General features: G+C 69.3%; 18 protein-coding genes. 7 read left to right on the top strand and 11 right to left on the bottom strand.

Annotation, left to right across the window (positions count from 1 at the left end):
- Nucleotides 1–11: 11 nt before the first annotated feature.
- Nucleotides 12–269 carry a hypothetical protein gene (locus C463_RS03935; protein ID WP_008441254.1) on the bottom strand — a complete coding sequence of 86 codons (258 nt, stop codon included), beginning with the start codon at nucleotides 267–269 and terminating at the stop codon, nucleotides 12–14.
- A gap of 117 nt (nucleotides 270–386) precedes the next feature.
- Between C463_RS03935 and C463_RS03930 the strand changes: the two genes are divergently transcribed.
- The 4 genes from C463_RS03930 to C463_RS03915 all read left to right on the top strand — a co-directional run bounded on the left by C463_RS03930 (nucleotide 387) and on the right by C463_RS03915 (nucleotide 3,660).
- Nucleotides 387–1,256 carry an inositol monophosphatase family protein gene (locus tag C463_RS03930; protein ID WP_008441253.1) on the top strand — a complete coding sequence of 290 codons (870 nt, stop codon included), beginning with the start codon at nucleotides 387–389 and terminating at the stop codon, nucleotides 1,254–1,256.
- Nucleotides 1,257–1,657: 401 nt separating this feature from the next.
- A complete protein-coding gene (locus C463_RS03925; protein ID WP_008441252.1) occupies nucleotides 1,658–2,188 on the top strand; it encodes a DUF5817 domain-containing protein in 531 nt (176 codons plus the stop codon).
- Between the two features lie 69 nt (nucleotides 2,189–2,257).
- Nucleotides 2,258–3,271 (top strand): DUF7490 domain-containing protein, encoded by a 1,014-nt coding sequence (locus C463_RS03920; RefSeq protein ID WP_008441251.1) that lies wholly within the window; start codon nucleotides 2,258–2,260, stop codon nucleotides 3,269–3,271.
- On the top strand, nucleotides 3,268–3,660 hold the full coding sequence (locus C463_RS03915) for a hypothetical protein (protein WP_008441250.1): 393 nt from the start codon (nucleotides 3,268–3,270) through the stop codon (nucleotides 3,658–3,660). Before C463_RS03920 ends, C463_RS03915 begins: the two co-directional genes overlap by 4 nt.
- A gap of 33 nt (nucleotides 3,661–3,693) precedes the next feature.
- On the opposite strand, the gene C463_RS03910 is transcribed toward C463_RS03915, so the two are convergent.
- Together C463_RS03910 and C463_RS03905 are read right to left on the bottom strand one after the other, a co-directional pair.
- Nucleotides 3,694–4,086: a hypothetical protein gene (locus C463_RS03910; protein ID WP_008441245.1), complete on the bottom strand. Its 393-nt coding sequence runs from the start codon at nucleotides 4,084–4,086 to the stop codon at nucleotides 3,694–3,696.
- A gap of 100 nt (nucleotides 4,087–4,186) precedes the next feature.
- Complete coding sequence (locus C463_RS03905) at nucleotides 4,187–5,026, bottom strand: menaquinol-cytochrome c reductase (protein WP_008441243.1); 840 nt, start codon at nucleotides 5,024–5,026, stop codon at nucleotides 4,187–4,189.
- A 269-nt stretch (nucleotides 5,027–5,295) separates the two neighbouring features.
- Here C463_RS03905 and ppc point away from each other — a divergent pair, with 269 nt between their 5' ends.
- Nucleotides 5,296–7,998 (top strand): phosphoenolpyruvate carboxylase, encoded by a 2,703-nt coding sequence (gene ppc / locus C463_RS03900; RefSeq protein WP_008441241.1) that lies wholly within the window; start codon nucleotides 5,296–5,298, stop codon nucleotides 7,996–7,998.
- Between the two features lie 6 nt (nucleotides 7,999–8,004).
- Here ppc and C463_RS03895 read toward each other — a convergent pair whose 3' ends face one another.
- The 7 genes from C463_RS03895 to C463_RS03865 all read right to left on the bottom strand — a co-directional run bounded on the left by C463_RS03895 (nucleotide 8,005) and on the right by C463_RS03865 (nucleotide 15,231).
- Nucleotides 8,005–8,832 carry an arsenite methyltransferase gene (locus C463_RS03895; protein ID WP_008441240.1) on the bottom strand — a complete coding sequence of 276 codons (828 nt, stop codon included), beginning with the start codon at nucleotides 8,830–8,832 and terminating at the stop codon, nucleotides 8,005–8,007.
- Complete coding sequence (locus C463_RS03890) at nucleotides 8,825–9,184, bottom strand: ArsR/SmtB family transcription factor (protein ID WP_008441239.1); 360 nt, start codon at nucleotides 9,182–9,184, stop codon at nucleotides 8,825–8,827. Before C463_RS03890 ends, C463_RS03895 begins: the two co-directional genes overlap by 8 nt.
- 274 nt (nucleotides 9,185–9,458) lie before the next feature.
- Nucleotides 9,459–9,914 (bottom strand): 30S ribosomal protein S19e, encoded by a 456-nt coding sequence (locus C463_RS03885; protein WP_008441238.1) that lies wholly within the window; start codon nucleotides 9,912–9,914, stop codon nucleotides 9,459–9,461.
- 136 nt (nucleotides 9,915–10,050) lie between these two features.
- On the bottom strand, nucleotides 10,051–11,394 hold the full coding sequence (hmgB, locus tag C463_RS03880; RefSeq protein WP_008441237.1) for a hydroxymethylglutaryl-CoA synthase: 1,344 nt from the start codon (nucleotides 11,392–11,394) through the stop codon (nucleotides 10,051–10,053).
- 81 nt (nucleotides 11,395–11,475) lie between these two features.
- Complete coding sequence (locus C463_RS03875) at nucleotides 11,476–12,645, bottom strand: carboxypeptidase-like regulatory domain-containing protein (protein WP_049905493.1); 1,170 nt, start codon at nucleotides 12,643–12,645, stop codon at nucleotides 11,476–11,478.
- Nucleotides 12,646–13,105: 460 nt separating this feature from the next.
- Nucleotides 13,106–14,950 (bottom strand): hypothetical protein, encoded by a 1,845-nt coding sequence (locus C463_RS03870; RefSeq protein ID WP_008441234.1) that lies wholly within the window; start codon nucleotides 14,948–14,950, stop codon nucleotides 13,106–13,108.
- Between the two features lie 86 nt (nucleotides 14,951–15,036).
- Complete coding sequence (locus tag C463_RS03865) at nucleotides 15,037–15,231, bottom strand: hypothetical protein (RefSeq protein ID WP_008441233.1); 195 nt, start codon at nucleotides 15,229–15,231, stop codon at nucleotides 15,037–15,039.
- Nucleotides 15,232–15,419: 188 nt separating this feature from the next.
- Here C463_RS03865 and C463_RS03860 point away from each other — a divergent pair, with 188 nt between their 5' ends.
- Nucleotides 15,420–16,145: a nucleoside phosphorylase gene (locus C463_RS03860; RefSeq protein WP_008441232.1), complete on the top strand. Its 726-nt coding sequence runs from the start codon at nucleotides 15,420–15,422 to the stop codon at nucleotides 16,143–16,145.
- A 23-nt stretch (nucleotides 16,146–16,168) separates the two neighbouring features.
- Here the strand turns inward: C463_RS03860 and C463_RS03855 are convergent, their stop codons facing one another.
- Nucleotides 16,169–16,615, bottom strand: a complete 447-nt coding sequence (locus C463_RS03855) for a UPF0179 family protein (RefSeq protein WP_008441231.1) — start codon at nucleotides 16,613–16,615, stop codon at nucleotides 16,169–16,171.
- A 131-nt stretch (nucleotides 16,616–16,746) separates the two neighbouring features.
- Here C463_RS03855 and tmcA point away from each other — a divergent pair, with 131 nt between their 5' ends.
- Complete coding sequence (tmcA, locus tag C463_RS03850; protein WP_008441230.1) at nucleotides 16,747–19,101, top strand: tRNA(Met) cytidine acetyltransferase TmcA; 2,355 nt, start codon at nucleotides 16,747–16,749, stop codon at nucleotides 19,099–19,101.
- The last annotated feature ends 91 nt before the right edge of the window (nucleotides 19,102–19,192 follow it).

Below are 19,192 nucleotides of genomic sequence, written 5' to 3'. Positions count from 1 at the left end.
TCGAAGACCGTCTACTCCCCACCGTCGGTGTACGCCCAGTCGTCCAGCACGCGCTCGGCGACGGCGTTCGCCTCCGACGGAGACGGACAGGAGCCGTCGACGACGTCCTGACAGAGTTCGCCCGCGAGGTCGTACACCGCGGCGCCGTCCGCGCGCTCGGCGACGCGCTCGAAGGTGGGACGGTAGCCCGCGGCGGCGCGCTGACCGATTTCGTCGAGCGAGGCGTCGATGGTGTACTCGAGCTGACGGACCGCTTCCTCGGGTTCCATGTCCAGTACACCGGCTCCGACCCACTTAAAGGTACTCGGATTCGAAACTGAGTTAATTTCGTCTCCTCGCCCGCGCCGAACCGACGTTTATACGCGTCGGGGGCGTCGACAGGGGCCATGACCGACGCAGACGAGCGCGGCGCCGCCCCGGGCGACCGCGGCGACGAGCCATCCCCCGTCGCGGACCGCGCGGACGACGTCGCCGAGCGCGCGGCCGTGGCGAAGCGCGCAGCGCGGGCCGGCGCCGCGGTAGCGAACGAGAGCTTCCGGAGCGACATCGCGGTGGAGACGAAAGGCGAGGACGACGTGGTAACCGAGGCGGACCGCGCCGCCCAGCGCGCCGTTATCGAGTCGATCCGCGAGTCGTATCCCGACGACGCGGTCGTGGGCGAGGAGGAGGACGAGCGCAAGACCGTCCCCGACGCGGGCCCCGCGTGGGTGATCGACCCCATCGACGGGACGAACAACTACGTCCGCGACGTCCCCGTGTGGGCCACCGCGGTCGCGGCCGTCGTCGACGGCGAGCCGGTCGCGGCCGCGATCGTCGCCCCCGCGCTCGGCGACACCTACACCGCCGACGCCACGGGCGCGTACCGGAACGGCGAGCCGATCGCGGTGAGCGACGTGCGCGACCCCCGCGACGCCGCCGTCGACCCGACGATCTGGTGGGCGTACGACGCCCGCGACGAGTACGCCCGCGCCTGCGAGGCGATCGTCACCCGATTCGGCGACATGCGTCGCTTGGGGGCCGCACAGGTGGTCCTGCCCACGGTCGCGGCCGGCGGGCTGGAGGGGACGATCACGAACCTCCGCGCGAACCCGTGGGACACGGTGGCCGGGGTCTTTGTGATTCGGCAGGCGGGCGGGCGCGTGACGGACTTGGAGGGTGACCGCTGGCGGCACGACTCGAAGGGGGTGGTCGCCACGAACGGCGCCCTCCACGACGAGGTACTCGCGGCCGCGAACGAGATCGAAATAGATGAGTAATTGGGATCTGAGACAGTTTCTAGTCGTTTCCGGGTGGTTGTAGAATGGGACGAGGCCACCGACCCTTCGGCAGGCACCTCCAAAGCCCCAGCCGCGAGGGCTCGGTGCGGTCGCTGCGGTCCTCGTCGGTCGGTCGCTTCGCTCGCTCCCTCCTGCGGTCCTTGCGTCCCGCGCCTTCGCCCTCGCGGCTGTCCCTCTGAGTCCCGCCCCGCACCGCCCCGCACAGCGCCTCACGCCTCCCCAGCCTCTCGGCCTCCCTTCGGTCGGCCGACTCCCTCGCGCGTGCGCTTCGCGCCCTCCGGTCGCTCACCGGCACGCACCGCCGCAGTATGCGAGATGTGGAGGACAAGACCGCGCCCACGAGCCGAGGATTCAAATCAGGCGACGGCGAACCTCGTCGCATGTACGCGGTCGTCGGCTGCAACGAGTGCGCCAACATGTGGCTGGTGACGGACCCGGAAACGAGCGAGACGGCGAAGTGTTCGCGGTGCGGCAAGACCCACCGCACCGCCAAGCTCAAGCGCTTCTTCGAGTCCGACGACCGCGCGGCCGCCCGGGAGGCCCGGTCCGCCCTGCTCGCGAAGAAGCGCGGCGACAGCGCCGCGTTCGCGGAGGTGGACCACGTCTCCGAACTCGAAGCCGCCGTCGAGGACGCCGGGGTCGACGACCGGGAGTACCTCGAAGCGTCCGGGATCGACGCCGACGCGGTCGGCGACGCCGGCGACCGAGCGGAGGGCGGAAGCGGCGGTTCGCGGAGCCGCACCGAGGTCGTCCGCGACGCGGTGGACGCGGTCGACGAGCCCACCGAGTCGGCGGTCGTCGAGCGCGCCGCGGCCGACGGCGTCCCCGCCGACGCGGCCCGCGACATTCTGACGCGCCTCGCGCGCCGCGGCGAGGTCACCGAGTCGAACGGACGCTATCGCGCCCTCTGAGTCCGGATTCGAGCGGGCCGCCCCCGCGTCTGGACAAAGCACTTATATGACGCTCGTGAGGGGTCGGATATGGACACCCGCACGGCCCTCCTGGCGGCGGCCGCCGCGCTCATCGTCGCGAGCGCGGTCGGCGCCGCCGCCGTCCCCGGCGCCATCACCGACCCGCGCGAGACGAACGAGCCGCCCGGCCGGATCGACATCGCCGGCACGACCGTCGCGCCCGGCGAGGTGCGCGGGGAGACCGCCGACCTGCGACTCGGCACCGATCTCCGCCACCGGGGCTCGACGGTCGAGAACGTCACCGTCCGCCACCGCGCGATCGGCAGCGAGTCCGGTCTCCTCGTCGACGAGACCACCGTCGACGTCGGCGACGTCGACTTCGAGGGCGAACGCACCGTCAACGGCACCGTGACCGTCGAACGCGAGGGGGGCTACCGCATCGAGACGGTCGTCTTCGCGGACGGCCAGCGCCGCCAAGAGCGGACCACTCGCGTCGCCGGCGTCGCGGCGCTCACGCCCGACTACGCGGACACGCAGGTCGGGTTCACCGAGGGCGCCGTCTGGCCGACCGTCGCGGTGAGCGTCGTCGAGGCCGACAACGAGACCGCGACGCTGTCGGCGTCGGTCTCGGTGACGAACCGCGGCGACGAGGCCTCCGACGACGTCGACCTCCGGCTCTACCTCCGACAGGCCGAGTCGAACGTGGTCGCCGCGGAGGCGACGGAGACGGTCGGGACCGTCCGCCCCGGCCGCACCGACACGGTGACGGCGACCGTCGAGGTGCCGGCCGGCTACAACTACTACGTCGACGCCGCGCTGTTCGACGACGACGTGCTCGTCGACGAGACGCGGGGCGTCGCGAACCTGAACCCGCGGGAGACGATCACCGCCAACGAGACCGTCCGCGACGTGGCGTTCTCCGTCGAGGACTTCGAGCGCGGCGAGGGCGGCGTCGGCGGCGACGGCGCCGACCGCGCACCGACGGACGACGGCTCCACCGACGGTTCGACGCCCGGCTTCGGTCCCCTTGTCGCGCTCGTCGCGCTCGTCGCCGCGGCGCTGACCGCGCGGAGGCGACGATGACTGACGGAGAGTCTCTCGACCGCACGACCGACAGCGACCACACCCCCGACCCATCACAGCCCATGACAGACGACACCGACGCGACCGACCGCACCGCGACCGATCCCGACCGCACGGACCCGGACAGCACCGACGCCAACGGGTTGACCGACGACCTCCGCGGCCTCCTCGACCGCGTGGGGCTGGCCGCGCTGTCGCTGCTCGCGGTCGTGGCCGGCTGGGGATTCTACAGCCAGTCCGGCAACGCGATCCGCACGTGGTTCGACCCGGCCTACCAGTCCGTGGCGCTCGCCGTGTTCAACCTCGCGGTCCTCCTCGTCGCGCTCGCGGGCGTGACCCACCAGCTCCGGCGGATTCGCGCAACTCAGTCCGACGGCGCCGAGCGCTGATCGCGCGGGGACCGACCGGCCGAGACGGCGCCGCTACTCGTCCGGAATCTGGTCGGTGCTGCCCGGGATCTGCTCCACCTGTCCCGCGAGCGTCGCGGCGTCGCCGGCGACCGTGGAGGGCTCGACGCCGGCCTCGCCCGCGACCGACCTGACGTGCGCGGCGAGCAGCGCGAGCGCCCGGAGGCCGGCGCCGTCGGCGTCGTCGTCGGTGCGCTGAGCGAACGTGGTGTCGACCTCGCCGTCGCGGACGACGCCGACGTGGACCGCGTCGATGTCGTCGCCGTCGAGGAGGTCGCGGGCGCGGGCGAGCTCCGTCTCGAAGCCGTCGCCGGCGGGCGCGTCGGCGGCGTCCGTCGAGCCGTCGGGGGTCTCGGAGCGATCCGCTCCGGCGGGCGCGTCGGCGTCTGCGGGGTCGTCGTCGCTCATATCGATACCTCGGGCGAGCGGCGTGAAAAGCGCGGCGGGGACCGGCGGCTGTGCGTGACGCGAGCCGGGTAAGGAAAAGGCGGGAGCGGGACGGCGCGAGTTACTCGTCCGGCCGGGGCCGGGCGATGAATAGCGCCTCCTCGATGGTGAACGGGTCGTACGTCGACTGGTGGCAGACGCAGTAGGTCCCGTCGGCGGCGTCGTAGCGGGCGGACTCCTCCAGCTCCTTGTAGCCCGGGATACAACAGAAGTGGGTACAGACGTTGAGGTAGGCCATGAACCCCTGATCGGTCGACGCCCCGAGCCACTCGTCGTTCTGGGCCGCCTCCTCGATCTGCGGCGAGCGGATGACGATCACGTTGAGGTTGGTCTCGGCGTCCTCGGAGCGCCACGTGACCGACGCCGGCTTGCCGACGCCGTCGCTGCCGACCCCGTTGCCCCACTCGGCGTAGTCGTCGAAGTCGTCGATGTGGATCCGGTCGCCGGCCGAGTAGGTGTCCGACTGCCAGTCGTACGGCGGGCCGCTCGCCGAGCGGAACAGGTTGTCGGACTCGAAGTTCGGCTGGACGTTCTCCTGGGACTCGACGCCGCAGTACTGGAACCACGCGCCGGCGTAGGTCGTTCCGCCGAGATCCTCTTGCGCGACCTCGATCTCCTGTCCCTCCTGCGTGACGGTGGTCGTCTCAGGCCAGAGCCCCTCGATGTAGCCGTCGTCGGTGACCTGAACCGGGATCTGCGGGAGCCCGCGGGGCGCCGGGCCGCCGGTGTGCGCGATCGTCTTCGCGATCGTCGACCCGCCGCCGACCCCGCCGGCGGTCGTCAGGGTGTTCACGGTCGCCGACCCCATCGCGCCGACCCCCGCGAGGGCCGCGCCGCCGACGACGCCCTTCACGAAGCGTCGCCGCCCGGACTCAGACGGATACTTGTCGGACGCACTCATACACGCATCTGCGGTTGGATCGGTAAAAAGGGTGACGAACCCTCCACCGGCGCGAGAATCGGCGCTCCGCGAGCCGCGTTCGGACCGTCGCCCCGGATTCGCCGCCGACCGGGCACGCCGGCGGCAGCCGGCGGCAGCCGGCGCCCCGATCGTCTCCGTCGCGCTGACGCCGAACGAACAGGAACGTTCGTGATTGAATTAACTCGGAACCGAGGCAAACCTTCGTCCAGACCGCGGTTTTAACCGATCGCGACCGAACTGTCTGTGGTATGAAGTTGCACAATCGGGACGTGCGGACGGACGTTCGAGAACTCGGGGCGCTGGTGGGAGACGTCCTGGCCGCGCAGGCCTCGACGGAGGCGTACGAGACGGTCGAGACGCTGCGGAACGCGGCGATCGACTACCGACGGGGAGACGCCGAGGACCGAGGCGCCCTCCACGAGGCGGTCGACGACCTCTCGACGACCCGCGAGGAGGTCGTCGCCCGCGCGTTCACGACCTACTTCGAACTCATCAACCTCGCCGAGGAGCGCGAGCGCGTCCGCGCGGTCCGGAACGCCGACGACGGGACCGCCCTCCACGACTCCTTCGACGCGACGATCGCCGAGTTCGCCGAGGCCGGCGTCGACGCCGACGAGTTGGAGGCGCTGCTCGCCGACGTGCTCATCGAGCCGACGTTCACCGCCCACCCGACGGAGGCCCGGCGGTCGACGGTGAAGTCGAAGCTCCGCTCCATCGCGAACCACTTGGGCGAGCTCGACGAGCGCAACCTCACCGACCGCGAGCGGCGCGCCGTCTGGCGCGACGTCACCGCCGAGGTCACCAGCCTGTGGGGGACCCGACAGGTCCGCCAGCGGGCGCCCGAGCCGGAAGACGAGGCGCGCAACGTCCAGTGGTACCTCGAGAACACCCTCTTCGACGTCGTCGGCGACGCCTACGAGGAGTTCGAGGAGACCATCTCGAAGGAGTACGACGACGTCGACTGCCCGAAGCTCTTCGAGTTCCGCTCGTGGGCGGGCTCCGACCGCGACGGCAACCCGTTCGTCACCCCCGAGGTGACCGACGAGACGCTCGAACGCCAGCGCGAGGTCGCCGTCGAGAAGTACCGCGACCGGTGTAAGCGGCTCTCGGCCGTGCTGAGCCAGGACGGCGACCGGTACGCCGCCGGCGACGCGTTGGCGCGGTCCTTCGCGGCCGACGCCGAGCGGTTCCCGACCGTCGTCGAGGAGGCGCGCGAGCGCTACCCCGACGAGCCGTACCGCCAGAAGCTCCGGCTGATGCGCGAGCGGCTCGACCGCGTCAACGACGTGCGCCCGGGCGATTACCCCGACGGCGACGCGTTCCTCGACGACCTCGACGTCATCGCCGAGTCGCTGCGCGAGGACGGCCAGGAGTCCGTACTGGAGTCGTTCGTCGAGCCGTTCCGCCGGCAGGTGGACACGTTCGGGCTCACGCTGGCGTCGCTCGACCTGCGGGACCATCGCGAGAACCACACCGAGGCGGTCGCCGAGGCGGTCGCCGTCGAGGGCGTCGACTACGCCGGGATGGACGAAGACGAGCGCGTCGACTTCCTCACCGAGGCGATCCTTCAGGACGAGCCGGTCGTCGACATCGACGAGCCCGGCGAGGTCTCGGAGACGACCGAGCGCGTCCTCGAACGGTTCCAGTCGTTCGCGGAGTGGCAGGAGGAGTACGGCCAGCAGGCCATCGACACCTACTGCATCTCGATGACCGAGGAGCCCAGCCACGTGCTGGAGGTGCTGTTCCTGTCCGATCAGGTCGGCGTCGTCTCCCTCCCGGACCACTGCGCGGTCGACGTGGTCCCCCTCTTGGAGACCGAGTCGGCGCTCAACGGCGCCGAGCGCATCCTCGGCACCCTCTTCGAGAACGAGGCGTACGCGACGGCGTTGGAGGCCCGCGGCGAGGTCCAGGAGGTCATGCTCGGCTACTCCGACTCCAACAAGGAGAACGGGTTCCTCGCGGCGAACTGGGACCTCTACGAGAACCAGCGTCGGATCGCCCGGTTCTGCCGCGAGGAGGAGGTCACCCTCCGGCTGTTCCACGGGCGCGGCGGCTCCATCTCGCGCGGCGGCGGCCCGATGAACGAGGCGCTGCTCGCGCTCCCGAACGAGACGGTCACCGGGCAGGTGAAGTTCACCGAGCAGGGTGAGGCGATCGCCGAAAAGTACGCCAACCCGCGGGTCGCCGAGCGCGAGCTGGAACAGATGCTCGACGCCCAGATCCGCGCCCGGAAGGAGGCGAACGAGGAGCCGGTCGAGGACGTGCCCGACCGCTGGGTCGAGGCGATGGAGATCATGGCGCCCGCCGCCCGGGAGACGTACCGCGACCTGCTGAACAGCGACGGGTTCGTCTCCTACTTCGAGCAGGCGACGCCGATCAGCGTCGTCGAGGACCTCAACCTCGGCTCGCGGCCCGCCTCCCGCTCCGGCGAGCGCAGCGTCGAGGACCTGCGGGCGATCCCGTGGGTGTTCTCGTGGACGCAGACGCGGCTCATCCTCCCCGGCTGGTACGCGATCGCCTCCGGCATCGACGCCTACCTCGACGAGGTCGGCGAGGAGGCGGGGATGGAGACGCTCCGCGAGATGTTCGACGAGTGGCCCTTCTTCCGGACCACGCTCGACAACGCCTCGCTGGCGCTCGCGCGCACGGAGCCCGAGATCGCCGCCGAGTACGCCGGCCTCGCGGACGACGACCTCCGCGAGCGCTTCTTCCCCGAACTCGTCGGCGAGTACGAGCGCGGCCGCGAGCTGGTCCTGTCGATCAGCGGCCGCGACCAACTGCTCCGCCGCGAGTGGCTCGAAGAGAGCCTCGACCGCCGGAACCCCTACGTCGACCCCCTAAACCTCCTCCAAGCGAACCTGCTCGGACGCACCCACCGCACCGACGAGGAGGAGCGCACCCTCCGGCTCACCGTCAACGGCATCGCTGCCGGGATGAAAAACACCGGGTAACGCGTCTCACGGCGGCTTCCGGGCCTCGATGGTGGCCGAGACGAGGTAGTCCCCGAGGTCGCGATCTGCGTCCCAATCGCTGATGAACTCGGTGCTCTCGTCTTTGGGCGTGATCGCGATCGCCTCGAAGCCGGCGCTGTCGAGCATCGCTTCGAGATCCGCGACGGTCGACGCACCGGCGACGCAGTTGGTGAGCGAGTCCGGGTCCGTCTCGACGTCGTCGGGGAACGGCGCGGTTTGGACGACGTCTGAGATGGCGACTCGTCCGCCCGGCCTGAGCACGCGATAGGCGTCGTCGAACACGAGCTGTTTCTCCGGGGCGAGGTTGACGACGCAGTTCGAGATGACGACGTCAACCGTCGCGTCGGCGGCGGGGAGGTGGCTGATCTCGCCGAGGCGAAACTCGACGTTGTCGGCGTCGTTCTTCGCGACGTTCTCCCTCGCTTTCGAGACCATCTCCGGCGTCATGTCGACACCGATAACTCGGCCCTCCGGACCGACCTCCCGTGCGGCGAGAAAGCAGTCGAAGCCCGCGCCCGACCCGAGGTCGAGCACCGTCTCACCGGACGCCATCTCGGCGAACGCCTTCGGGTTCCCGCACCCGAGGCCGAGGTCCGCACCGTCTGCGACCGACGCGATGTCGTCCGTATCGTACCCGAGACGCTCGCTCTCGGTCGCGGCTTCGTCGCCGTCACAGCACTCGCCGTCGGCGGCGTCGACGCCGACGTCGCCACAGCAGTCCGTCCCCTCCGTGGCGATGGCCCCGTAGCGCTCCCGCACCAGCTGCCGAGTCTCCTCGGGATCGCGGTCGCCGGCCGCCGTCCCGTTACGCACGGCTGCCTCGCAGGTCGTCGAGCGTTTCGAGGAGGGCCGCAGCCGTCTCGGTCGGTTCGTAGTACCGCCAGGATCCCTCCTTGCGACGCGTGACCAGTCCCGCGGAGTACAAGCGCGAAAGCGCTTGGCTGACGGCGCTCTGGCTGACCCCGACTGCGGCTTCGAGATCGCAGACGCAGACGCCGTCGCCGGCGTTCGCGATGCGGCGAAGCAGTTCGTATCGCGTGTCGTTCCCCATCGCGGTCAGCAGTCGGAGGTCCGTCGCCACGGCGTCCGTGTCGATGTCTCCGGGCGACTCACAGCAGGTGTGGGTCCCTTCCGCGGTTTCGTCGGCGGTCGTCCCCTCAATCATATCAGCTACAGCTTATACAAGCAGATTCTAATACGTTTCGCCCGAGAGACCGCGCGCGACACCGGAACCGCCCGGGAGTCTCGCGATACTCCGATCGCCCCGACTTCTGTTCCGAGAAATTTTATATAGCGATATGAAATATATGAAAGAGAGAACGGTGAGCGCGGCGCTCAGACAGATCCATCGGAAGAGGAGCTAATTATCTCGGAATCTTCGGAATCACGGCCGAGAGCCGGGGCTGGGGAGGCGAACGGATCGGAAAAAGACTCGCGGTCTACGCGTAGCGTTCGAGTTCCGGGCGGTCGAGATCCTCGAAGACCTCGGTCGCGACCTCGGAGAGGAACGCCTCGCCCTCGTCGGAGAGGCGGCGGCCCTCGCCGGAGGCGGTCGTGACGAGGCCCTCCTCTTCGAGAGATTGGAGCGACGAGCGGATGAGCTTGCGGGAGCCGCCCTCGTGCTCGCCGGGACGGACGACGTAGCGGTTCGAGCCGCGCTTCTTCGAACCGTACTCGGTCGCGAGCCGCTCGATGCCGATGGGCTCGTTCTGGGCGACCTTTCGCAGGAGGCTCGCGGAGCGGACGTACCAGAAGTCCTCCTGTTCCGGCGGCAGCTCCTTGCCGGCGCCGCTCTTGGCGAACTCGACCCAGTCCGGCTCGTCGATGCGGTCCTCGAGGCGCGCGGCGACGGCCTCGATGAGGTCGTCGGCCGGCACGTCGTAGATGGTTACCATTGGGTCTCGATTCACGCCAGCGTCGTTTAAAACCATCGTATCGCGTACGGCCCGTGTGAGCCGTTTTCACGGGGCTGCGGGCCGCTGCGGGCGACTCGCGGATCCGGCGTCGGGTCGAACGGCGGCGGCCGCGGCGCTACTCGACGTACTCGTACTGTCGCTCGTTCATCCGACCCCAGCCGGTGAAGACGAACTCCGCGTCGGGCTGGGTGAACTCCTCGACCTCGCGACCGAGGTCGGCGTCGTACTCGTGGACGTCGTGGACGTCCTCGTACTCGTCCCACGAGAGGTCGTAGCGGGCGTCGAGCTGGGCGTCGATGTCGAGCCCCTCGATCTCGGCCCGCCATCCCTCGCGGATCGTCTCGGCGTGGATCTCGGCCTGCGCGCCGGAGCCGTACGAGGCCACGAGCAGCGTGTCGCCGACGAAGTCGCGGTCGCGGGTCAGGGCGTCGCGCAGGGCGCTCACGCGAGCGATATGGACGGAGCTGGTGTACCAGTTGCCGACTTCCCGGGAGAGGCCGAGCGTCGGCTCGACGGCCGTGTCGTACCACGTCTGGTACTGCTCGGTCGTCTTCAGCTCATCCATGTACCCGCGGATCGCCTCCTCGTACGCCTCGCGGTCCTCGTAGTCGTCCTCGCGGGGCTGGCGACCGATCTCGTCGGCCAGCGACTCCTCGTGAGCCGTGTCGCGGATGACGTGCCGATAGGCGAGGAGCGCCGCCTTCCGGACCATCCCGGGGAACGGCGTGTGGAACGGGGCGTACGCGAAGTCCTCCAGTTCGATGTCGTCCGTGACCGACTCGTAGTCCTCCAGGGCCTCGCGCATCCGGGAGAGGTACACTTGGACCGAGCGCTTCCCGTCGACGCTGGGGAACTGCTGGTTCGGCTTGAGGAAGTCAGTCTCGTCTTTCGAGCCGTACCCCTGCTCTGTCGAGAGCTCGACGAGCGAGGGGTCCTCGTCGATCAGCATCGCGACGGCGCCGGCCCCCTGTGTCGCCTCGCCGGGGTCACCGCGGGCGTACAGCGCCGTGTCGGTGGTGATGACGATGGCAGGTCGGTCGCGGTTGCGGCCCGCGCGGATCCAGTTGTACGCGTCGTCGATGGCCTGCGTGCCGGCGAGGCAGGCGAACTTCCGCTCGCCCTTGTTTGCGTGGGTGAAGTCGCCGTCGTACACCTGTTCGAGACAGCCCGCGATGTACGTCGACACCGGCTTCGAGTGGTCGAACGCCGACTCCGTGGCGACGTCGATCCGGCCGACGTCCTGGGGTTCGAGCCCCTTCCGGTCCATCAGCCCCTTCGCGGCGTTCGCGCCCATCGTGACGATGTCCTCGTACACGTCGGGGAACGAGGAGTTGGTGAGCCCGAGCCCCTTCGTGTACTTCTCGGGGTCGTCGCCCTTCTCCGGCGCGAACGTGCCCGGCAGGTCGAGTTTGAGCTTCCCGGTCCAGATCTCGATGCCGTCGATCCCGACTGCGGTCATACACGGTCGTTCACGAGACTGGCATATGGCTTTGTCGATGAGTGTTACGTCGATCGTGGAATATTCGATTCACCGGGCCGGTCAGGCGAGGTCCGGGTCGAACGACGCCCCGTCCGTCAGGACGCCGCTGCCGGCGGTGACGGTGATGCGGCCGTCTCTGCCCCCGGAAAGTCCGACTCCGGTCGCGTCGAACCGGCCCTCGCGGAGGTCGGCGGTGCCGCCGACCGTCAGCCCGATATCGCCCGCACTAGCGAAGATCCAGTCCCTCGCGGCGGTGGTCACCGTCGCGCCGCGGGCGTTCAGGTCGCCGCCGACCCGGAGGTTCCCTCCGGATTCGAGCGAGACCCCGTCCGCTCGAATCGTGACGCCGTCGCGAATCGTGACTCGATCGGCCGCAGCCGTGACCTCGACGTCGTCGTACACGACGAGGTGACCGTCGACGGAGCCGAGGAAGGCCAACTCGACCGGGGTGTACTGCTCGTCCGGGTCGCCGTCGCCGTCGCGGTCGACGTACGCGACCGCGTCGATCGCGGCGTCGAGGACTTCGACGGTCGTCGTCGCCGTCTCGTCCGGGTCGACATCGACGGTCGTCGCGGAGAGTGCGAGCCCGGAGGCGGCGGCCGACACCTCGTACTCGGCCGGTTCGAGGCCGTCTATCCGGTACGCGCCGCGAGACCCGGTCGTCGCCTCGGCCACGCGTCCCGCGCCGTCGACGGCGACGGTCGCGCCGACGAGCGGGGTGGCGACCTGCCGGACGCCGAACGAGGCGCCTGAGGCGACCCGCATCGAGGCCGCGCCCGGACCGACGACGGTGCCCTCGATCGATCCCGTCTCTGTGACCGGTTCGGGCTCCGGAGTCAGCGTTGCTAGCGCGATCTGCTCGCCCGATGGCTCGTGATAGAGCGCGACCTCGTTCGACTCGTTCGCGGCGAGCGCGTCCGGAAACGCACGACTGTCGCCGGGTGCGAACTCGCCGAGCGGCGGCGCGAATGGGTAGCGCGTCGCGTTTCCGTTGGCCCTGACGACGACCGCGAGCGCCTCGTTCGGGAGGGCGTCGCCGCGGAGGTGATCGACTCGCAGATCGGTTCCGTTAGCGCTCAGGTCCGCGGAGATGACGACCTCGTCGGCGTCGGAGTCCACGCCGCCGACGTAGGCGATCCCGATGGCGCTCGCGCTCACGACGAAGACGGCGAGCAGGAGGATGACCCCCACCGTCTCCGACTGAGCGCGGGCGGTTGCGGGGCGAGGCATAGAGAGAAGAGTCAGGTCAACTATTTCCGGTGCGGTATTTTACTATGCGGTCGCAGATATCAACACCGATAAGCGTAGAAACTGAGACTTACGGCTACCCAATTAGCCGTTGGTAGCCCAACGAGAGTTCATTGCTGTTCCCGCGTGCCTCGTATCGGACTGGGACGTTCTGTTGGGATCGATTCTTTTCAGATCGAGAGAGGTGTCCGAGTCCTATTCAGTCAGTGTTCGCGAACCGAGTTCGGTGCCGATTTCCTGCTTAATGACGATTCGATCCCAACCGATTTATTTCAAGATTAGCCGTTTTTACGCATAATCCCACCTGCTCAGATTAGATCTTAATACCGTGTTTTTATCGCGGTCGCAATTGATCGCTCGTAAAACTCAAATTACCTTTTGATAAAATACGTCGGTCATGGAGAGATGGCATGGTATAAACCCGTCAGCTGAGGCCGTTCAGTTAGAGGGTCAGCAGGAACGTCTTGCTGCTCCCATCACTGAATTGGAAGGTTAGTTCGACGTTTGCCTTGTTCATGTTCGCGTTCTGGTTGCCGTCCCTGAACTGACCGAGCCGGACGTCCGCGCTGTTTCCGCCCGTGATCTGGAGCGTAGGGCTCAGCGTCGCTGTAGTGCCGACATCAATTTGCCCGCTGACCAACGTGGTGTCAGTTTCAGTATTGACGAACGTGTCACCTTCGGTGTCTTCGACGTTGTCGACATCGGTGTTCCCCGTGTTGGTCTCAGCCGACTCAACTGTGATATCGGTTATCTCGATGTTTTGTGTGTCCGGACCGGACGATCCGATGGTGAACGTGACATCATTGTTTCCACCCGCCGTGTCTTCTCCGGTTACAGTCGTGCGGTCGGCCATCGTTCCTTGACCGCTCTCGATGACTCGCACCAGGAGCCTATCGACATCGTCACCCGCTGCTGCGTACACGTAGAATTCGTCACCGACGTCCGCGTTGTTCGGGGAGAAGACGAGGGTGTCAGAGCCGTCGTGTTGTGGAGATGATAGTGGGTTCAAACTCGGAGAACCCCCGTTCTGTAGCGGTGCGAACGAATAATCTATTGTGGCGTCGTTAATCAGGTCCCCGCTCTGTCGGTCGAATATCTGAACTTCGAGATCCGTATCGGTGTTCTCAGTGGCGTTCACCGGCGAGGACGGTATCCACCTGACATCGAACGTCTGATTTCCGGCTGTGCCGCCACCCTCTGACACGTCGAAGGCGACCCGCTCGTAGGTCGGCCCGCCGGTCCCGTTGATCGTCGCGATGAGGGCCTCGTTCTCATTGACTTCGAAGAACGCGCGCCCCCCGTCGCCGGTGGTGCGGTTCTCGCCGTCGAACGAGACGGTCGCGTCCGGCACCGGGTTGTTGTACCGGTCGCGCACTTCGGCTGTGACCGTCTCTCCGACCGCGGCGCTCTCGGAGCCGACCGGTACGACGTACGCCGGTTCCGTCTCTCCGGTCGCGTCCAGCGACACCTCGGAGAGCGCCAGCCGATAGGGGTCCGAACCGTTCGCCAGCATGACGTTGATCGCCTCGCCGGTCACGTTCCGCGTCGCGGTCGCGCCCGCCGGGAGTGCCTCGGTCCAGCGGGCCTCGAGCGCGGAGGCGTTCCCGACCGCGGTCGGGAGTTCGAGGGTGATCTGCCCGCCTCTCGGTTCGAGCGGGACCGTGGTGTCGCTCGCCGAGACCGCCCGCGGGTCGACGCTCTGGGGCTCGACGCCGCTCTCGGACACTGAGCCGGTCAGCGCGGTCAGCGAGATCCGCTCCTCGGAGACGACCGTCTGGCCGGTCCGGAGCAGGACCGCGTCGTCGAACTCAGCGGCGACGACGGAGTGCTCGTAGACGAGTTCGGGGGCGCCGTCGAACTCGTTGTAGCGGGCGTCGTAGCGGAGCGAGCGCGTCTCGAACGTCCGACTCGTGTTCCAGAAATCGATGGCGTTTCGGTGGGCACCAGGCCCGACCGTCGCGTTGCGGACCCGTATCGGCCCGATCTCTTCGGTCTCCAGTGACCCCGAAACGGGCGGCGGGTTGACGAAGAACGTCCGGGCCGGATACCGCGTTCCGAGTTGTACCTGCGTCGACCCGGTTGACCCGGTCGATCCCGCCCTGAGGACGTCGTTCCGGAGGTCGCCGAAGTCGTCCTCAACCGCTTGGCTGTGTTCGAACTCGACGTTCGCGTTCTCCGTCGGGACGACTTGGACCTGATAGACCCCGAGCGCGACGATCAGGAACCCGAACAGGATCACCGTCCCGACCACGACCGACTGGCCCCGACGGTCGCGACTGAAGCGCATTATGCGATGTCGACGCCGAGCGGGTATAAAATCCTCCGTCCGACCTCTCAGTCGCGATACTCGGAGTACGGCAGCGAAGACGGGGATCAGCCGCCGCCCGCCCGCCGATCCGTTAGCCACGCCGACACGACGGCCACGACGCCGGCGAACCCGCCGATCAGCACCGCCTGCGTCCAGTTGAAATCCAGCAGCGTCCCCGAGACGAGCGTGACGAGGAGGAACGCAACGGTGAGAGCGACGAGCGTCGAAGCGAGACCCGCCGAGGCGTCAGCGTCGGTCATGGGCGTCGGTCGCGGCCTCGGGCGATAAAACGGACCGATCTGTCGGAGTCGTCGGTCCCGTCAGGTGACGGACGCGACCCCCTCGATCGCCTTCGTAAATTGTATGGCGCGATATCAAATCTTGCTCAAGGCGCTATCCCGGTCCGCCGACCGGTCCGTTTTTGCGCGCGGCGGCTGTCTCCGCGCGTATGGCGAAACAGCCGCACCTGCTGGTCGAGGAAGGCGACGTACACGACATCGCGGTCATCCCGGGCGACCCCGGCCGCGTCGACCGGATCGCGCACCTCTGTGACGACAGCGAGGTCGTCGCGCAGAACCGCGAGTACAAGATCGTCAACGCGACCTACGACGGCGTCGACCTCACGATCTGCTCGACCGGGATCGGCTGCCCGTCGGCCGCCATCGCCGTCGAGGAGCTCTCGCGGGTCGGCGTCGAGACGTTCGTCCGCTGTGGCACCTGCGGGGCGCTCCAGCCCGACATGGAGGTCGGCGACATGGTCGTCGCGACCGGCGCGGCCAAGGAGGAGGGGACGAGCAAGCGGTACGAGTCCGCTAACTACCCGGCCGTCCCGGACTACGACGTACTCACCGGGGTGGTCGAGGCGGCCGAGGACAACGACGAGGAGATCCACGTCGGCCCCATCGTCTCGGACGACGCGTTCTACAACGAGGACGACGAGTACGTCGCGGACTGGAACGACGCGAACCTGCTCGCGATCGAGATGGAGGCCGCGACCGTCTTCTCGCTCGCGCGGCGCAAGGGGCTCGCCGCGGGCGCCATCTGTACCGTCGACGGGAACCTCGTCGCGGGGACGCAGAAGGGCGCGGACTCCGACGACGAACTGCCGGAGAAGGCGAAGGACAACGTCGAGCGGGCGATCCGGATCACGCTGAACGCGGTCACGTCGCTGTAAGCGGCCGAGCCGTTCTCCTCGGGTTACTCCTCGGCGCGGAACTCCACGAGCGTCAGGTCGCGGTCGAGCGCGCACGTCTCGTGCGGGGGCTCGCCGAGCACCTGATCGATGACGCGCTCCTCGTCGAAGTCGGCGCCGTCGGGGACGCAGTAGCCGTGGCTCGGACATTCGGTGTGCGGGCAGGGGCCGGCGAGCGACGCCTTGCTGCCGGCGTAGGCGCGCTTCGACGGGACGTTCGCGGGGACCGACGCGGGCTCGACCTCGACCGCGCGGACCCCCGCGTCGTGGACGGCGCAGTCGAGCGTCTGCGCGTTCTCGCGGATCCCGGTCACCCGATAGCGGGTGCCCTCGGAGAGGTTGAGACACTGGCCGCGGTAGGGACACCCCTCGCAGTCGGCCGATTCTCCCTCGTAGACGAACTCGCGGCCCACGTCCGCGAGCCGGGTCCCGATGAGCGTGACCGTGGTCATGTCGGGAGCGACGCGCCGAGCGTCCGTAAGCCTCCCGCCTCCGCGGGCGTCATCGGGTCGACCGGAGAGCAGCGGTGGCGGCGGCGCGGAGGGGAAGACACATCCGCGCGCCTCGGCAACGACGAGCGGAGATGATCGGGGGAGTCGCGCGCGACCTGCGCGCCGAGGCCGAGCGGACGAACGAGCGGCGCGTCCTCGTGCTCGCCGGCGACCGCGACCGCGCGATCGACGCCGCGTTCGACGCGGTGGAGTCGCTCGGAGTCGAGGACGGAGACGTCTCTTTCGTCTCGACGCGGGAAGGGTTCCGGTTCGAGGAACGTCGCCCGCGGAGCGCCGACGAACTGCTTGGACGCACCCGCGAGGCGGTCGTCCTCGACTGCCACGAACAGTTCGTCCCGAACGCGCTCGGCCGGGCGGTCGGCGCGGTCGACGGCGGCGGCCTCCTCGTTCTCCTGACGCCAGCGCTGGACGAGTGGCCCGGGGTCCGCGACCGCTTCGACGACTCGCTCGCGGTGCCCCCGTACGACGTCGACGACGTGACGGGGCGGTTCCGCGAGCGCCTCGTCGCGACGCTCCGAACGCACCCCGGCGTCGCGGTCGTCGCGCTCGGCGACGGGGCGGGCTGCGACCGCGTGGAGCGCGACGGACTCACCGGGGAACGGACTGGGGAGCGCGACGAGCGCGAGGATGCGGCCGGCGGCGCGGCCGACGCGGCCGACTCGCGGAGCGTCCCGCCCGGTGCGACGTTTCCCGCGGCCGCGTACGAGGCCTGTCTCACCGCCGACCAGTCGCGGGCGCTGCGCGCGTTCGAGGCGCTCGCCGATCCCGGTTCCGCCGTCGTGGTCGAGTCGGACCGCGGGCGCGGGAAGTCGAGCGCGGCCGGGTTGGCTGCGGGCGCGCTCGCGCTGGCAGGCGCCGACGTGCTCGTCACGGCGCCAGCGTTCCGGAACGCCGCAGAGGTGTTCGCGCGGGCCCGAGAGCTGATCGAGAGCGAGGCGGACGGGGGAGGCGGCGGGGGCGAGGGCGACCGCGACGACCGCACCGGCGACGCGAGCGGGCGTGACCTCCGAACGGCGGCCGACGGTCGCGTTCGGTTCCTTCCGCCCGCGGCGGCCGCAGCGGTCGCCGACGAGGCGGACTCCGTGATCGTCGACGAGGCGGCGGCGCTCCCGGTGCGGCTGCTGGAGGGGTTCCTCGACGCGCCCGCGGTCGCGTTCTGTACGACGGTCCACGGCTACGAGGGCGCGGGCCGCGGGTTCGCGGTCCGGTTCCGCGAACGGCTGCTCGACTCCCGGTTCGTGGTCCGGGACGTGCGGCTGGACGAGCCGATCCGGTACGCGCGCAACGACCCGGTGGAGGCGTGGGCGTCCCGCGCGCTCCTGTTGGACGCTCGCCCGGCGGTCGACGCCGCGGTCGCGGACGCGTCGGTCGAGGATGTGACGTACCGGACGCTCGACCCGGACGACCTGCTCGCCGACGAGACGCTGCTCGGCGAAGCGTTCGGGCTGCTCGTCGCCGCCCACTACCGGACAGAGCCGAACGACCTCGCGCGGCTGCTCGACGCGCCGAACCTCGTCGCGCGTGCGCTCGTCGCCGAGGGGCGGGTCGTTGCCGTCGCGCTCCTCGCACGGGAGGGCGGGCTCGACGCCGACACCCGGAAGGGGATGTACGAGGGCGAGCGCGTGCGCGGCAACATGGTGCCGGACGTGCTCACGAGCCAACTGCGCGACGAGGCGGCCGCCGCCCCGCGCGGCCTGCGCACGGTCCGGATCGCGACCCACCACGCGCTCCGGGACGGGGGGTTCGGCTCGCGGCTCCTCGACGAGGTCCGCGCGGAGTTCGGCGGCGACCGCGCCGGAGACGGAGGCGACCTCGACTACTTCTCGGTCGGGTACGGGGCGACGCCGCGGCTGCTCCGGTTCTGGCGGCGGGCGGGCTACCGGACCGTCCACCTCTCGACGACTCGCAACGACGCCTCCGGCGAGTACTCCGCGATAATGCTCCGGCCGGAAACCGCGGCCGGCCGCGACCTGCTGGACCGCCACGCGGTCGCCTTCCGCGACCGCGAGCGCGACGGGCTCTCGGACGCGCACCGCGACGTCGACCCGGACGTGATCCGGAGAGCGCTGGGGGCGTGTTCCGCGCCGGTCCCGATAGACCTCACCGAGACCGAGTGGCGCTCGGTCGTCGGCGCGTCGGTCGGCCCGGGGATGTACGACACCGCGCCCGGGGCGTTTCGGGACCTCGCGCTCGCGACGCTGATCGAGGGCGGGGGCGACGACGGGGTCGACCTCGACGAGCGCGAAGAGCGCCTGCTCGTCCGGAAGGTGCTCCAAGGCCGTCCGTGGGAGGCGGTCGCCGACGAACTCGATTTCGTCTCGACAAGCGCGTGTATGCGCGCGCTCGGCGACGCCTACGTTCCGATCGTCGAGCGGTACGGCACCGACTTCGCGCACAAGGAACGGGAGCGATTCACCGACGAGTGAACGGAACGGTGACGGTTATTTATAAATAGATCCGCGGTGGCGCGTGCCGACGAGCGCCCGAAGGGCGCGAGTCGCACGCGCGAGGGAGTCG

This window comes from Halorubrum californiense DSM 19288 (assembly GCF_000336875.1).
GTDB classification, from domain to species: Archaea; Halobacteriota; Halobacteria; order Halobacteriales; family Haloferacaceae; genus Halorubrum; species Halorubrum californiense.
The sequence above is the reverse complement of the archived record's forward strand: the minus strand, read 5'-3'. Positions and strand labels throughout refer to the sequence as shown.